Here is a 15,046-nt window from a genome sequence, read left to right as displayed (position 1 = left end):
CAGCCTAATCGGCATGGCACAGAACTCCGTTGAGAAGGCTCCCGTCACGCTGCTGGGCCTCGGCGCGATGGGCACCGCGCTGGCCCGTACCTGGCTTGCCGGCGGCCACCCGCTCACCGTCTGGAACCGCACCCCGGCCCGCGCCGCGGCGCTCTCCCCCGAGGGGGCGAGGGTGGCGGACAGCGCCGCTGCGGCCGTCGCAGCCAACACCCTGGTCGTCGTCTGTCTGTTGGACGACGCCTCGGTCGAGGAGGTGCTGGCCGGCACCGACCTGGCCGACAAGGATCTGGTCAACCTGACCACCAGCACCCCTGCCCAGGCCCGCGCCCGCGCCGAGTGGGCCCGCGAGCGTGGCGCCCGCTACCTGGACGGCGGGATCATGGCTGTCCCACCGATGATCGGCGTCCCGGAGATCGGCGGCTACGTCTTCTACAGCGGCTCGCGGGAGCTGTTCGAGCGGCACCAGCAGACGCTGGGCGTCCCGGCCGGCACCACCTACGTCGGCCAGGACGCGGGCTTCGCGGCCCTGCACGACGTGGCCCTGCTCAGCGCCATGTACGGGATGTTCGCCGGGGCAGCGCACGCCTTCGCCCTGATCCGCAAGGAGGACATCGACCCCGCGTCGCTGGCTCCGCTGCTCGCCGACTGGCTGGTCGCGATGGCCCCGACCGTCCACCAGACCGCCGACCAACTGCGCAGCGGCGACTACACCAAGGGTGTCGTCTCCAGTCTCGCCATGCAGGTGGCCGGCACGCCGACCTTCCTCGACACCGCCGCACAGCAGGGGGTCAGCCCGGAACTGCTCAGCCCCTACTTCACGCTGATGCGCCGCCGCCTGGCCGAGGGCAGCGCCGAGGAGGACCTCACGGGCGTGATCGACCTGCTGGTGCGCAAGTAGCTGTGACCAGCACTCTGACGACACGCGCCAGGTTCTGTTTGCCGATCTCGGTCGATGGTCGTTAGACCGGTGTGGCTCGTGCCGGCGCATCCGGCACCGATGAACCGCGGAGCGCCGAGGCCGACCGCGGGGCTCGCCGGGCGTACGCGGTGGATCGTCATCGTGGACCTCGCCGGCCACAAGGTGGTGGGCAGTTGTCCGGCCCACGAACCGCTGGCGTGGGAGGACGACACCCACCTGCTGGCCGCGAGCGAAGACCAGACGCTGGTCCGCTGCACCGTGGGCTCACGGGGAGGTCGCCGGCCGCCCACGCGGGCGGTGATGCCTCGGTCGCCGACGTCGAGGTTGGCGAGGAGGCGGGGGCCTGCCGGTTGCGGGCCTGCGCCTCGCGTTCGGTGCTGATCAAGGTCTTTTCGGCGGCGCGGTGCTCATGGATCCGTTCGCCTACCTGGTCGGCGCGGTGGCCACCGCCGGAGCGATCACCCTGGTGCTGCTTGCCCCGCGGGCGGGCATCCGCGAGTCACGATCCTGACTCGCCCGGCGGAACCCCTCAAGTTTCGGGTCGGGTGACCCGATGTCGGCAAGTGCGGCCGTCTCGCACCGGGACGGCTCCACGAACCGGAGCTGAACGTGATCGCACCCACCACGGAACCGCCGGCGGCGGCCCGGCGTCAGCCGGGTGCGCGGCGCCGCTGGGCCCGTCTGTGTGTCGCCGTCGCCGTGGTCGCGGCCGGTTTCGGTGTCGTGCTCAGCGCCGAGGTGGGTGGCCCGGGCACCGCCAAGACGATCTCGAACTTCGGCCTCTGCGCCGCGGCGCTCTGCGCGGCGGTCGCCTGCCTGATCCGCGCCGCGACGCTGCGGGGGCGCATGCGCGCGTCCTGGGGCCTGGTCGGGCTCGGCGTGCTCTCCTGGGCCGGCGGCCAGGCCTGCGCCGTGCGGCTGGACCTGCTCACCGGCACGGTCCCGCTGCCGTCTCAGGCGGACATCGGCTATCTCGGCATGGTCGTGCTCGCCTCGGCCGGCCTGTTCGTGTTCCCGGCGGCCGCGCAGACGCTCGCCAACCGCACCCGCAGTGTCCTCGACGGGCTCATGGTCGCCGTCTCGCTGATGCTGATCGCGTGGATCTTCGTCATCCACCCGCTCCTCGAGGCCGGCGGCGACAGCAGGCTCGCCCTCGCCGTCAGCCTGGCGTACCCGCTCGGCGACGTCGTCATGATCACCATCGTGGTCTACCTGCTCGCCCTGCGGCGCCGTGAGGGGCACACGCTCGCGGATCTCGCGCTGGTCGGCGCGGGCATCATCGCGTTCGCGGTCTCCGACATCGAGTACGCGTACCTGAACATCATCGGCGCGTACTACCCGGGTGGCGTCACGGACATCGGTTGGTTCGCGGGGTTCGCCCTCGTCCTGCTCGCCGCGGCGCGTCCCGTGGCGCGCGGCCGGCGGACCGCCGCGGAACCGGCCACGGGCCGCCAGCCGCTCGGTGTGCTCCTGCCGTACGTGGCGGTGCTGGCGGCGCTGTTGACCAGCGTGCTGTGGTTCGCGCGGAGCGGGCAGACCAGCGCGTACGTGGAGTCCACCCAGTCGGCGGTGATCCTGCTGATGATCGGCCGCCAGTTGCTCACCCTGCTGGAGAACCGCGGACTGACCCGCCACCTGGAGGCCCGCGTCGCCGACCGCACCGCCGAGCTCTACGCCCGCGAGCAGCGCTTCCACGCCCTCGTGCAGCACAGCTCCGACGTGGTGACGGTGGTCGGCACGGACGCCGAGGTGCTCTACCAGAGCGAGTCCGTGCAGCGCGTCTTCGGCTACCCGGCGGAGGTCCTCACGGGCCGGCGCCTGACCAGCGTCCTCGACACCGAGTCCGCCACGCGCCTCGCCGCCGCCCTGCGTTCGGTCAGCGGTCGCCCGTACGCGAGCACGGTCCTGGAACTGACCATCCGCCACCGCGACCGCCGGCTGCGCCAGGCCGAGATGACCATCACCAACCTGCTCGACGACCCGTCCGTCGGCGGCCTGGTGCTCAACACCCGCGACATCAGCGAGCGCAAGGAGCTGCAGGAGCAGCTCGTGCACGAGGCGTACCACGACGCCCTGACCCAGCTCGGCAACCGCGCGCTCTTCCGGGAGCGGGTCGCCGAGGCCCTGCAGGAGCGGCCGGTGGACGGCGACGTGACCGTGCTCTTCCTGGACCTCGACGGGTTCAAGGAGGTCAACGACAGCCTCGGCCACCTCGCCGGCGACAAGCTGCTGGTCCAGGTCGCCGACCGGCTGCGCGAGTCGGTCCGCGAGGGCGACATGGTGGCGCGCTTCGGCGGCGACGAGTTCGCGGTGCTGATCGGCTCGGAGCTCGGCTCGGACGACGCCGAGGGCGTGGCGCGGCGCATCGTCGACGGGCTGCACGAGCCGTTCCGGGTCGACGAGCGCGATCTGCACGTGCGCGGAAGTGTGGGGCTGGCGGCGTATTCGGCCCTCGGCGACGACGCGGCCGGCGACTCGCCCGTGGAGGCGGCCGAGCAGCTCATGCGCAACGCCGACCTGGCCATGTACCGCGCCAAGCACACCGGCGGCAGCGGCTTCGCCAGCTACGACCCGCAGATGCTGGCGGGCCTGGTCGAGCGCCTGGAGCTGGAGGCCGACCTGCGCCTCGCCCTGACCCGCGGCGAGCTCACGGTGCACTACCAGCCGACGATCGACATGACCGACAGCCACGTCGCCGGCTTCGAGGCGCTGGTGCGCTGGCAGCACCCGGTCCGCGGCCTGATCTCCCCGATGGCCTTCATCCCGCTGGCCGAGACCACCGGCCTGATCGTGCCGCTCGGCCGCTGGGTGCTGACCGAGGCCTGCCGTCAGGCCATGGAGTGGTCCCGGCAGACCGGGCGGCCGCCGGTGAAGATGGCCGTCAACGTCTCCGTGCGTCAGTTCGACCACAGCGACCTCGCCGCGATGGTCCGCGAGGTGCTGACCGAGACGGGCATGCCGGCCGACAGGCTCTGCCTCGAGATGACCGAGAGCGTGCTGATGACCGACACCGAGGAGAACCTGGCACAGCTCGTCCGCCTCAAGGCGCTCGGGGTCACCCTGGCGATCGACGACTTCGGCACCGGATACTCGTCGTTGGCGTACCTGCGCCGGTTCCCGGTGGACACGCTGAAGATCGACCGCTCGTTCGTGGAGCGGCTGGGCGAGCAGGGCGACGACGCCGCGCTCGCGGGGACGATCGTCCAGCTCGGCCAGAGTCTCGGTATGTCCACGGTGGCCGAGGGCATCGAGGAGTACGGGCAGCTCGCCGCGCTGCGCGCCATGGGCTGCACGTTCGCCCAGGGCTTCTACTTCTCCCGGCCGGTGCCCGCGGGCGAGGCCGGGCGGCTGCTCCTCGAGAGCGCCGCGGTCCGACCCTCCGCCTGACGCCGGACAGCCATCGGTCACCATGAACGCGTGGGCGACCTGTTGATCAATCTTCTTGCCAGCGTCATCGCCGGCGCGGCGGTGTGGCTGGCCCAGTTCGCCATCCGGCGCCGGCGGCTGGAGCGCGAGCGCGCCTTCTTCGGCCTCACCGCCGGCGCGACCAGCCTGCTCGTCGCGTCCCGGCACGCCTCGTCGCCCCGCGAAGAGAGCATCCACCGCCGCGATGTGGCCGCCCTCGTCGAGCTGGCGACGATCGTGCGCGAGTGCGGCGCCCGCGCCGACCTGGTCGGCGGCGGGCAGCCCGTGCACGAGCTGGGCCGCGTCGCCGAGTTCTGCGTCGGCGGCCCGGGCGCCAACCCTCGGGCCGGCACCCACCTGCGGGCGGTGCTGCACGGACTCAGCTACACGGTGTACGAGTGGCCGGCGCACGGCGACGGCGCCAAGCTCGCCTTCTCCGTCGGCGGCCAGGAGTACGTCCACACCCCCGAGACCGGGTACGCCGTGCTGGCGCGCTTCTGGGGCCCGGCGGACGGGCGGCCGGTGCTCTACCTCGGCGGGCTGACCGCCGGCGGCAACCTCGCCACGGCCCGCTACCTGGCGAACCACCATCGGGAGCTGTTCCGGCGCTTCGGCGCGGACCGGCCGTTCTGCCTCGTGCTCCGGATCCGGGAGCCCGCCGCGTACGGCACCGACCTCACCGAGATCGTCGCCGATGTCAGCGACGTCGCCTTCACCGCGCCGCCGGCGCCCGAAGGCCTCCAGGAATGACCCATTTCACCCGCGATCGCGCGTAATCTCCGCATATGGGGACGACAACGCGGGACACACTGACGGCCGGCAACGAGGCCCTGTACGAGGCCGCCTTCCGGACCGGCGACTACACCCAGGCCGAGGCGACGTTCACCGGCCTGCTGGACGAGGCGCGGGCCGCCGGTGACCGGGCGCTGGAGGCCGCGGCCCTGGACCGGCTCGGCATGCTGGCCCACTTCCGGACGCTGGAGAACGACCTGGCCCAGGCGGACAGCGGCACCGAGGAGCGCCTCTTCCGGCAGGCGCTGAGCATCCGCCGCGAGATCGGCGACCCGGGCGGCACGGCGGAGTCCCTCTTTGGCCTCGGCCTCGTGCACCAGGTGCTGCACGGCGACTGGGAAGCGGCGATGGCGTGCTTCACCGAGGCGCTGGAGCTGGCCGAGAAGCACGGTGACCTGCTGCTGCGCTCGGAGGTGCACCGCCACATCGGCTTCTATCACGCCAGCGGCGACCTGGAATCGGACCTGGCCCTGCACCACCTGCGGATCTCCCACGAGCTGCGCGAGGAGCTCGGCGATCCGCGCTGGATCCCGGGCGGCACAGTGGCGCTGGGCCTGGCGGAGCTGGCCGACGGGCTCCGCGACCAGGGGCTCGCCCACGTGCGGGAGGCCCTGCGCCAGGCCCGCGAGGCGGGGTTGAGCACGCAGCGCATCGGCTGGATCGAGCAGTTCCTGCGGGAGGCGGAGGCGTCCGCCGGTCTTCCATGATTGGAAAAGACGCCGCCGGGGAAAGCGGCGCTCGTGGTGAGACGATGGATGCCCGCGGCGCTGCTGCTCCTCCTGTCGGGCTGCGCACCGGCCGCGGAGCGTGGTGAGGCGGCTGCCGACGTGGCGGTGCGGCTGCTGACGGCCGTACAGAGCCAGGACGGCGCCGCCGCCTGCGCGACGCTGGCGCCGGAGACGCTCGCGCAGGTCGAGGAGGCCGCCGGCCAGTCCTGCGACCGGGCGATCCTCGACGAGGACCTGCCGTCGGCCGGCGCGGTGACCGGCACCGACGTCTACGGGCAGTGGGCCCAGGTACGCCTCACCGGCGACACGATGTTCCTCGCCGTCTTCCCCGGCGGCTGGCGGGTGGTCGCGGCCGGCTGCACGCCGCGAGGCGACCGGCCGTACGACTGCGTCGTGCAAGGAGGCTGAGCGATGCGGGCGCTGTTCATCCTGTTGCTTCTGGTCGTCGGCTGCGGCCTGGCCTACTTCATCGCGCTGGGGGTGCTGCACCGGTGAGACGCTTCGTCCGCGAGAACGCCCTCGGGCTCACCTTCGGCCTGCTGTTCCTCGTCGTGCTCGTCGGCCAGGCGTTCGCCGGTCTCGCCGACTTCAACCAGCGGCAGCTCACCGAGGGGCTGCCGGAGATCTCCTTCGGCCGCTACATCACCTCGGCCAGCTTCGCCGCGGACGTGGCCGAGAACTGGCAGTCGGAGTATCTCCAGTTCTTCCTCTTCATCTTCCTGACCGTGTGGCTCGTGCAGAAGGGCTCGCCCGAGTCGAAGAGCCTGGACCAGCCCGGCCTGGAGTCGGACAAGGACCAGAAGGTCGGCCGCTACGCCGACGAGGACTCCCCGGCGTGGGCGCGGGCCCGGGGCTTCAAGCTGTTCCTCTTCTCGAACTCGCTGGGCTTCGTCATGGGCGCGATCTTCCTGCTGTCCTGGCTCGCCCAGTTCATCGCGGGACGCGCCGCCTTCAACGAGCAGCAGTTGAGCGACCTCGAAGACCCGATGAGCGCGGCGGAATACCTGACGGCTCCCGATTTCTGGAACCGTACGCTGCAGAACTGGCAGTCCGAACTGCTCGCGGTCGCTTCCATGGCCATCCTGGCCATCTATCTGCGCCAGCGGGGCTCGTCGCAGTCCAAACCGGTCGGTGCCGCGCACACCGCCACGGGCGTGGAGGGCTAGCCGGGCCGGCTCAGCCGCCCAGCAGCCGGCCGACCTGCGCCGCCCGGTCCGCGCCCAGGGCGGACCGCAGGGCCTCGGCCGTCTCCTCGGCCGTCAGGGCGCCGGAACCGATCGCGTCGAGCGCCGACCGCGCGGTGACCTGCGCACCCACCGGAGGCGGTGTCGGCCCTCCCCGGAGCAGGGCTTCCACGCCGGCCTGGACCTGATCGACGCGGTCGCGGATCTGGTGACCCACGAGGGATGCCACGATCGCGCGATTGAGCGCCCAGGCCGCGCCGACGGTCGGATTGCTCGCGGCGTCGGGGCCCGGGTTGACGATGCCGCCGGGGAGCACCTTGCCGCTCGCATCCTTGCCCGGGTCGTAGGTCAGCACCGCGCGGGCCAGGGCCTCCCGGCCCGCGGTGCTGCGCGCCCACTCGGTCATCCAGGCGATGAACTCGCTCTTGGTCACGTCGTCCTCCTCGAGCAGCCCCCACGGGCTGGTGTCGCGCTCCTGTGCGGCGGTGTAGCGGGCGCTGAAGTGCGCGTGCCCGGTGTGCGGGTTGGCGCCCGTGTAGGCGCGCGCGGTCCAGCCCCACGTACGGGACCAGATACGGCGCTGGTAGATGACGTTCTGCAGCCGGTCGTCGCGCCCCTCGCGGTGGCGCTTGACGATGACGCCGACACACCGGGCCATGGTCCAGCCCGGCTTGCGCAGGTCCTTGTCGACGTCGATCGCGTGCACCTCGTTGACGCGGTCGCTGTCCTCGTACGGGGTCCTGCCGGTCTCGTCGGGGTTGTGGTCCGACGGGCTCGCCGCATGCGACGCATCGCCGAGGGCACCGTCCGAGGCCTTGCCACGGTCCGGCGCCAGCCGGTTGAACTCGGTACGCAACGACACCAGACAGGGCACCAGGATCCAGTCCGCCATCCGATTCCTCCTTCCAGCGACCGATAGGCCCGATAATGGCGCGGCTCCGGCCGCCTGGATAGCCCCACTGTGCGACCGGGGTCGGGTTCACCCGCGGGGAGTTCGCCGGATCGGCTGGTCGGGGTCCTCTTCGCGGGACACTTGTCCCCCGCGGTGCTGAGCTATCCTCTCGATCCGATGACTACGCCCACCTCTCCCTCCGCCGGGGTCTACCACTCCCGCTCGAGGGTCACCCGCAACCGGGTCGCGCTCGCCGCGGCCGGGCTGGCGCTGACGGCGTTCGGCTACCTGATCGGCCGGCTTCAGGACGGCCCGGCCGACCCGGCGTCCGCGGCGGCCGTACCGCCGGCGTCCGCACCGGTGGCCACCTCGGCGGCCGCCGACCCGTCGCCGTCCTCCGTACCGCCCTCGGCGCCGGTGGGCGGCATCGACGCGTACACGATCATCCAGGCGGAGTACGCGACCAGCCAGCAGGGCACCGAGTCCCAGGACACCGAGGACGAGGGCGGCGGGCGGAACGTCGGCTGGATCAACAACGGCGACTGGCTGCGCTTCGACGAGATCAACTTCGGCGCCACCCCGGCCACCCGGTTCGCCGCGCGGGTCGCCTCCGACGTCGGCGACGGGGTGACCGGCCAGGTGGAGATCCGCCTCGACAGCCCGTCGAGCCCGCCGGTGGGCAGCCTCACGGTCGGCAATTTGGGCGGCTGGCAGGACTGGCAGACCCAGTCCACGATCATCACTCCGGTCACCGGGATGCACACGGTGTACCTGACCTTCAGCTGCCAGTCCGGAGTCGAGTTCCTCAACCTGAACTACTTCGCCTTCGGCCCCTAGCACGTCGCGACGGGGTGGAAAACCCCCAGGCGGAGTCGGATGGTTTCCGGCTTCCGAGCGCCGACGGCGGTGAATAGCGTCGATCTTGTGATCGAACTACGTGAGCTGACGAAACGCTATGGCGACCGGGTCGCCGTCGACGGGTTGAGCGTCCGGGTGCAGCCGGGGGTGGTGACCGGCTTCCTCGGCCCGAACGGATCCGGCAAGTCGACGACGATGCGGATGATCCTCGGCCTGAATGCCCCGGACCATGGCGAAGCATTGATCGGCGGCGTCCGGTACTCGGACCTGAACCGGCCGTTGAGGACGGTCGGCGCGCTCCTCGATGCCGGGGCGTTCCATCCCGGCCGCAGCGCCCGTGCCCACCTGGCCGCACTGGCCGCGAGCAACGACATCCCCGGTTCCCGGGTCGAGCAGGTGCTGCGCATCGTCGGCCTGTCCGACGCGGCAACGCGGCGTGCCGGTACATACTCGCTCGGCATGCGCCAGCGCCTCGGCGTCGCTGTGGCGCTGCTCGGCGACCCGGGTGTTCTCTTGCTCGACGAGCCGGTCAACGGGCTGGATCCGGAGGGCATCCGTTGGATCCGGGAACTGCTGCGCGGACTCGCCGCCGAAGGCCGGACGGTGTTCGTGTCCAGCCATCTGATCGCCGAAATGGCGCTGACCGCCGACCGGCTGGTGGTCATCGGTCGTGGCCGGCTGCTGGCCGAGACGACCGTCGCCGAACTCGTCGCCGCCGGCGACGACAGCCTGGAGGACGCGTTCTTCCGGCTCACCTCGCAGGCCACCGACTATCGCGGAGTGGGAGCGTCATGACCGCCGGCACCGAGCGGCACCCGGCCGCACCCGCCGACGGCATCGCGGGCGAGGGTCAGAAGGGCATGACAACGCCAGGCACAAACATGAACGGGTACGGATTCCGGCACGCGGTCCGGATGGAGCGGATCAAACTGCGTAGCCTCCGGTCGACGTGGTGGCTGGCGATCGCTGCGGTGGTCTCGATGGCCGCGGCCGGGGCCGGGGTGGGACTCGGGTACCGATCGCACACCCCGGTCGCCACCGCCGCCCAGATACTGAACAACAGCCTCGGCGGCGCCATCGTGGCCCAGTTGCTCCTCGGAGCGCTCGGCGTCCTGATGGTGACCGGCGAATACGGCACCGGGATGATCCGCTCGACCCTCGCCGCCGTCCCGCGGCGTCGGATCGTCCTGGCCGCCAAGGTCGCCGTGTGCGGCGGCGCGGCTCTCACCGTCGGCCTGGTCGCGAGCTTCGCCGGTTATCTGAGCGGGCAGCTCGCGATCCGCGGCACCGCCATCCCGGCCGCGTCCCTGGCAGACCCGGCGATCCTGCGCGCGGTCCTGCTGACCGGCGTGTATCTGGGCGTCACCGCGCTGATCGGGGTGGGCATCGGGACGATCGTGCGGCACGGGGGCGCCGCGATCGGCACGCTGTTCGCTCTGATGTTCGTCCCGATGATCGTGGCCGGCCTGTTCGGCGAGAGCGGCATCGCGGTCGGCCGCTTCGTACCGCTGCTGATGCTGCTCAACTCCATCGCGGTGACCTCGCCGGTACCCGGGCTGTTCTCCGGCTGGATCAGCGCGCTGCTGATGTGCGGGTACGCGGCGGTGGCGATCCTGTGCGGCGGCATGCTGCTTCGCCATCGCGACGCATGACCTTGGACAATGGGCTGATGACCACGCTGAGGGCTCCGTTCACCACACTGGCCCTGCGCCGGGCGGTGTTCTGCGTCGTCGGCGTGGTCACCGCCGCCGCGATCCTGGCCGTACCGGCGATCGTGCCGGCCCTGGGCGTCCTCGTCCTCTGGGCGACCGGAGCCCTGTCCCGGCAGCCCGCACCCGTCGTCGCACCGGTGTTCCTGGTCCTGCTTCCGCTCACCATCGCGCTCCTCGTCGTGCTGGCCGCCCCGATCGGGCGCGCGATGGGAGCCGTGCACCGCTCACTCGCGGACCGGCTGCTCGACGTGCACGTGGACGCCCCACCACCGCGGCCCTCCAAGCGGATCAGCGCCGTGGTCTCCGACGGACCTGGCTGGCGCGCCGTCGGGTACGGCCTGCTCAAGGTGCCACTGGCCATCCCCCAGGGCTACGGCGCGTTCTGCTACGTGTTCGGGCTGGTCAACCTCAGCTACCCGGTGTGGTGGCCGCTGTTTCGCAATCACCCGCCGGGAACGCGCCTCGGGCCGGTGTGGGCGCTGACGCCGTTCGGCCCTATCGGTACCCGGACGTTCGCCGGAACGTTCCTCATCGCCGCGGCCGGCCTCGCCATGCTGCTGGTAGCACCGTGGTTGATGCAGGCCGGTACGGCACTGGACCTTGCCGCGATGCGACGGCTGCTCGGTCCGCGCCGCCTCGCCGAGCGGGTACGCGAACTGCAGGTCAGCCGGGCCCGCGCGATCGACGACGCGGCCGCGATGATGCGCCGGCTGGAACGGGACCTGCACGACGGCGCGCAGATCCGGCTGGCCACGCTGGCGATGAACCTCGGTATGGCGACCGAGAAGCTCGGTGCCGGCGGCCCGCCACCCGACCTCGCACAAGCCCGCGAACTGGTCGCGCTCGCCCACCGCGGAGCGAAGGATGCCCTCGCCGACCTGCGCGACCTGGTGCGCGGGATCCACCCACCGGTCCTCGACAACGGTCTCGGCGACGCGTTGGCGACGCTCGCGACGAGCAGCGCGATCCCGGTCGCGGTGAGCGTCGAACTGCCCGGCCGCCCGGCGCCCGCGATCGAGACCATCGCCTACTTCTGCGCCTCCGAGCTGCTCGCCAACGCGGCCAAACACAGCCGGGCGACCCGTGTCGGGCTCGGCGTCATCCGGTCCGGCGAGCGCCTGACGGTGACCGTGGAGGACGACGGCATCGGCGGGGCGAACCCGGACGGTCCCGGCCTGTCCGGCCTGGCCCGCCGCATCGCCGTCGTGGACGGCCGGATGCGCGTACACAGTCCGGCCGGCGGTCCGACCCGGGTCGAGATCGAGCTGCCCACACAGGCATGAACGGAGGCGACGACATGAGGGTGGTGATCGCGGAGGACGCCGCGATGATGCGCGAAGGGTTGGTCCGGCTGCTCACCGACCGCGGTTTCGAGGTGTGCGCGGCGGTGGCCGACGCGGATGCGTTGCGGTCCGCGATCGCCGCCGTCGCACCGGATGTGGCCATCATCGACATCCGGATGCCACCGACGTACACCGACGAGGGACTGCGCGCCGCGATCGACATCCGGCGCGACCATCCCGACGTCGGTGTGCTGGTGTTCTCGCAGTACGTGGAGACCCGCTACGCGACCCGCCTGCTCGCCGACCGGCCGAGCGGCGTCGGATACCTGCTCAAGGACCGCGTTGCCGACGTCGCCGATTTCGTGGACGCGTTGGTCCGGGTGGCGTCCGGCGGCACCGCACTGGATCCGGAGGTGGTCGGCCACCTGATGCGGGCCAGACAGGACACGGCCGAGGTGGCGTCGCTGACCCCGCGGGAGCGTGAGGTGCTGTCGCTGATGGCCGAGGGACGGTCCAACGCCGGGATCGCGGCGGCTCTCGTCATCACCGCCGGAGTCGTGGAGAAGCACGTGGCGAACATCTTCGCGAAACTCGGTCTGCCGCCCTCGGACGGCGACAACCGCCGGGTCCTCGCCGTCCTCCGCCACGTCGGCGTCGTACATATGTTCTAAGATGGCGCCCGTGGCTGATCGGGCGACCATCTTGCACGCCGACCTGGACTCGTTCTACGCGTCGGTGGAGCAGCGTGACGACCCGAGCCTGCGGGGCCGACCGGTGCTCGTCGGCGGCGGCGTCGTGCTGGCCGCGAGCTACGAGGCCAAGGCATTCGGCGTACGCACCCCGATGGGTCTCGCCCAGGCCCGCGCGCTATGCCCGCGGGCGATCGTCGTCCCGCCCCGGATGTCGGCGTACTCGGCGGCGAGCAAGGCGGTCTTCCAGGTGTTCCGCGACACCACGCCGATCGTCGAGGGGATCTCCATCGACGAGGCGTTCCTCGAGGTGGGCGGGCTGCACCGGATCCGTGGCACGCCCGCCGAGATCGCAGCGGCGCTGCGGGTGCAGGTGCGGGAGCGGGTGGGGCTACCCATCACCGTCGGGGTGGCCCGCACCAAGTTCCTGGCGAAGGTGGCCAGCGGCGTCGGCAAGCCGGACGGGCTGCTCGTCGTGCCGCCCGACGAGGAGCGGGCGTTCCTGCACCCGCTGCCGGTGGAGCGGCTGTGGGGGGTCGGCCCGGTCACCGCGGCCAAGCTCCGCGACCGGCAGATCCGTACGGTGGGGCACGTGGCGCGGATCGGCGAGGCGGCCCTGGTCTCCATCCTCGGTGCCCATACCGGGCGCCACCTGCACGCCCTGGCGCACAACCGTGACCCGCGGCGGGTGCGGGTGGGGCACCGGCGCGGCTCGATCGGCTCGCAGTGCGCCCTCGAGCGCCGGCCGCGGCCGTTCGAGGAGATCGACGCGACGCTCGCCGCGCTGGTCGACCGGGTCAGCAGGCGGATGCGGGCGGCGGAGCGAGCCGGCCGGACCGTCACGCTGAGACTGCGCTTCGGCGACTTCAGCCGGGCCACCCGCTCCCGCAGCCTGCTCAAGGCGACGATGCAGACCCGGGCGATCCTCGACACCGCCCGGGCGCTGCTGGTGGCGGCCCGGCCGCTGATAGAGGAGCGCGGCATCACGCTGGTCGGGCTCGCGGTGGGCAACCTGGACAGTGACGGCGCGGTGCAGCTCGAGTTGCCGTTCGAGGATCCGCACGACGACAGCCTCGACAGCGCGCTCGACGCGGTGCGGGACAGGTTCGGGTCGGGCTCGGTCACCCGCGCGGCCTCGCTGGGCCGTGAGCTGCGCCCGTCGGTGCCGATCCTGCCGGACTGACCGTGCTGCCGGGCGGCCCGGCGGGCACCCACCCGGCGCTGCCGCCGCACAGGCGGGTGGGGCAGACTGCACGGCGTGCGGAAGATCTACGTCATCGGAATCGGGGCCGGCGACCCCGACCACCTCACCCTGCAGGCAGCCAAGGCGATCGGCCGGACCGACGTGTTCTTCCTGCTGGACAAGGGCGAGGCCAAGGAAAGCATGATCGAGCTGCGGCGCGGCATCCTCAAGGCGTACGGAAAACCCGGCCGTCGCATCGCCGAGGGCCGCGACCCCGACCGCGACCGCACCCCTGCCGATTACGAGGGCACGATCGCCGACTGGCGGCATCGCCGCTCCGAGGTGACCGAGGCGCTGATCCGCGAGCACCTGCTCGACGGCGAGACCGGCGCGTTCCTGGTCTGGGGCGATCCGTCGCTCTACGACTCCACCATCGCGATCCTCGACGAGATCCTGGCCCGCGGCGGCACCCGCTTCGACTACGAGGTGATCCCCGGCATCAGCAGCGTCTCGGCGCTGGCCGCCAAGCACCGGATCGGCGTCAACCGGGTCGGCCGCCCCTTCCAGGTGACCACCGGCCGTCGCCTCGCCGAGGAATGGCCGGCGAACGTCGACGACGTCATCGTGATGCTCGACGCCCAGCAGACCTTCGGCACCGTCGACGCGCAGGACGTCGACATCTACTGGGGCGCCTACATCGGCACGCCCGACGAGATGCTCGTCTCCGGTCCTCTGGCCGAGGTGGCCGACGAGATCCGCCGCGTCCGTGCGGAGGCCCGCGCCCGGCACGGCTGGATCATGGACACCTACCTGCTACGCCGCCGTCCGTGACCGAAACGCCCTAGGTCGCCCGCATGATTAGCTCCTGACCTGCGCAATCTCCACGCCCGGGCGTGGGAGGTCCGACGCCGGAACCGGCCACACGTCGATCCCATCGTCGGCATACTCGAACCCTCCAGAAGCCCGCGACATCCATCGAGGCCGCGCGCGCCGGCGACGCCGGCAAGGGTTTCGCCGTGGTCGCCGGGGAGGTCAAGGAGCTGGCCCAGGAGACGGCACGCGCCACGGACGACATCTCCCGGCGCGTGCAGGCCGTCCAGGACGACACCGCCGCCGCGGTCAGCGCGCTGGACGCCTTCTCCGCGGTCATCGGCCGGATCAACGACTCCCAGACCACCATCGCCTCGGCGGTGGAGGAGCAGACCTCGACGACCAGCGAGATCACGCGCAACGTGGCGCAGGCCGCCGGCGGCGCCGCGGACATCGCCCGCAACGCCACCCGGGTGGCCGGCACCGCCCAGGAGACCAACGCCGGCGCGACCGACGCCGCCCGCGCCGCCGAGGACCTGACCCGGATGGCGGCCGAGATGCAGCAGCTCGTCGGCCAGTTCCGCTTCTGAG

General features: G+C 71.9%; 15 protein-coding genes. 14 read left to right on the top strand and 1 reads right to left on the bottom strand.

Annotated elements, in window-relative coordinates:
- Positions 1-13 precede the first annotated feature (13 nt).
- The 6 genes from EDD30_RS28635 (at position 14) to EDD30_RS28610 (ending at position 7,010) form a co-directional block, all read left to right on the top strand.
- Complete coding sequence (locus EDD30_RS28635; RefSeq protein WP_071804890.1) at positions 14-898, top strand: NAD(P)-dependent oxidoreductase; 885 nt, start codon at positions 14-16, stop codon at positions 896-898.
- 630 nt (positions 899-1,528) lie between these two features.
- Positions 1,529-4,306, top strand: coding sequence for a putative bifunctional diguanylate cyclase/phosphodiesterase (locus EDD30_RS28630; protein WP_244945433.1), 2,778 nt, complete (start codon positions 1,529-1,531; stop codon positions 4,304-4,306).
- Positions 4,307-4,336: 30 nt separating this feature from the next.
- Positions 4,337-5,074 carry a hypothetical protein gene (locus tag EDD30_RS28625; protein ID WP_071804851.1) on the top strand — a complete coding sequence of 246 codons (738 nt, stop codon included), beginning with the start codon at positions 4,337-4,339 and terminating at the stop codon, positions 5,072-5,074.
- A gap of 35 nt (positions 5,075-5,109) precedes the next feature.
- Positions 5,110-5,823 (top strand): tetratricopeptide repeat protein, encoded by a 714-nt coding sequence (locus tag EDD30_RS28620; protein WP_071804850.1) that lies wholly within the window; start codon positions 5,110-5,112, stop codon positions 5,821-5,823.
- Between the two features lie 48 nt (positions 5,824-5,871).
- Entirely contained in the window at positions 5,872-6,252 is a 381-nt protein-coding gene (locus EDD30_RS28615) for a hypothetical protein (RefSeq protein ID WP_071804849.1), read from the top strand.
- 83 nt (positions 6,253-6,335) lie between these two features.
- Positions 6,336-7,010: a DUF6766 family protein gene (locus tag EDD30_RS28610; RefSeq protein WP_071804848.1), complete on the top strand. Its 675-nt coding sequence runs from the start codon at positions 6,336-6,338 to the stop codon at positions 7,008-7,010.
- A gap of 10 nt (positions 7,011-7,020) precedes the next feature.
- Here EDD30_RS28610 and EDD30_RS28605 read toward each other — a convergent pair whose 3' ends face one another.
- On the bottom strand, positions 7,021-7,920 hold the full coding sequence (locus EDD30_RS28605) for a hypothetical protein (protein WP_071804847.1): 900 nt from the start codon (positions 7,918-7,920) through the stop codon (positions 7,021-7,023).
- A gap of 177 nt (positions 7,921-8,097) precedes the next feature.
- Here EDD30_RS28605 and EDD30_RS28600 point away from each other — a divergent pair, with 177 nt between their 5' ends.
- The 8 genes from EDD30_RS28600 (at position 8,098) to EDD30_RS28565 (ending at position 15,045) form a co-directional block, all read left to right on the top strand.
- On the top strand, positions 8,098-8,757 hold the full coding sequence (locus EDD30_RS28600; protein ID WP_071804886.1) for a carbohydrate-binding protein: 660 nt from the start codon (positions 8,098-8,100) through the stop codon (positions 8,755-8,757).
- Between the two features lie 87 nt (positions 8,758-8,844).
- On the top strand, positions 8,845-9,573 hold the full coding sequence (locus tag EDD30_RS28595) for an ABC transporter ATP-binding protein (protein ID WP_071804846.1): 729 nt from the start codon (positions 8,845-8,847) through the stop codon (positions 9,571-9,573).
- A complete protein-coding gene (locus EDD30_RS28590) occupies positions 9,570-10,430 on the top strand; it encodes an ABC transporter permease (protein ID WP_084556305.1) in 861 nt (286 codons plus the stop codon). Before EDD30_RS28595 ends, EDD30_RS28590 begins: the two co-directional genes overlap by 4 nt.
- A 17-nt stretch (positions 10,431-10,447) precedes the next feature.
- Positions 10,448-11,773 carry a sensor histidine kinase gene (locus tag EDD30_RS28585; protein ID WP_071804845.1) on the top strand — a complete coding sequence of 442 codons (1,326 nt, stop codon included), beginning with the start codon at positions 10,448-10,450 and terminating at the stop codon, positions 11,771-11,773.
- 14 nt (positions 11,774-11,787) lie between these two features.
- A complete protein-coding gene (locus EDD30_RS28580) occupies positions 11,788-12,444 on the top strand; it encodes a response regulator transcription factor (protein ID WP_071804882.1) in 657 nt (218 codons plus the stop codon).
- A gap of 10 nt (positions 12,445-12,454) precedes the next feature.
- Positions 12,455-13,645 (top strand): DNA polymerase IV, encoded by a 1,191-nt coding sequence (gene dinB, locus EDD30_RS28575; RefSeq protein ID WP_211277752.1) that lies wholly within the window; start codon positions 12,455-12,457, stop codon positions 13,643-13,645.
- Between the two features lie 75 nt (positions 13,646-13,720).
- A complete protein-coding gene (cobF, locus tag EDD30_RS28570; RefSeq protein WP_084556303.1) occupies positions 13,721-14,476 on the top strand; it encodes a precorrin-6A synthase (deacetylating) in 756 nt (251 codons plus the stop codon).
- Between the two features lie 62 nt (positions 14,477-14,538).
- Positions 14,539-15,045 carry a methyl-accepting chemotaxis protein gene (locus tag EDD30_RS28565; RefSeq protein WP_071804842.1) on the top strand — a complete coding sequence of 169 codons (507 nt, stop codon included), beginning with the start codon at positions 14,539-14,541 and terminating at the stop codon, positions 15,043-15,045.
- Position 15,046: the final 1 nt, after the last annotated feature.

It is taken from the genome of Couchioplanes caeruleus, from assembly GCF_003751945.1.
Taxonomy (GTDB): Bacteria; Actinomycetota; Actinomycetes; order Mycobacteriales; family Micromonosporaceae; genus Actinoplanes; species Actinoplanes caeruleus.
Note: the sequence above shows the minus strand (reverse complement) of the source record. Positions and strands in the feature narration are given on the sequence as shown.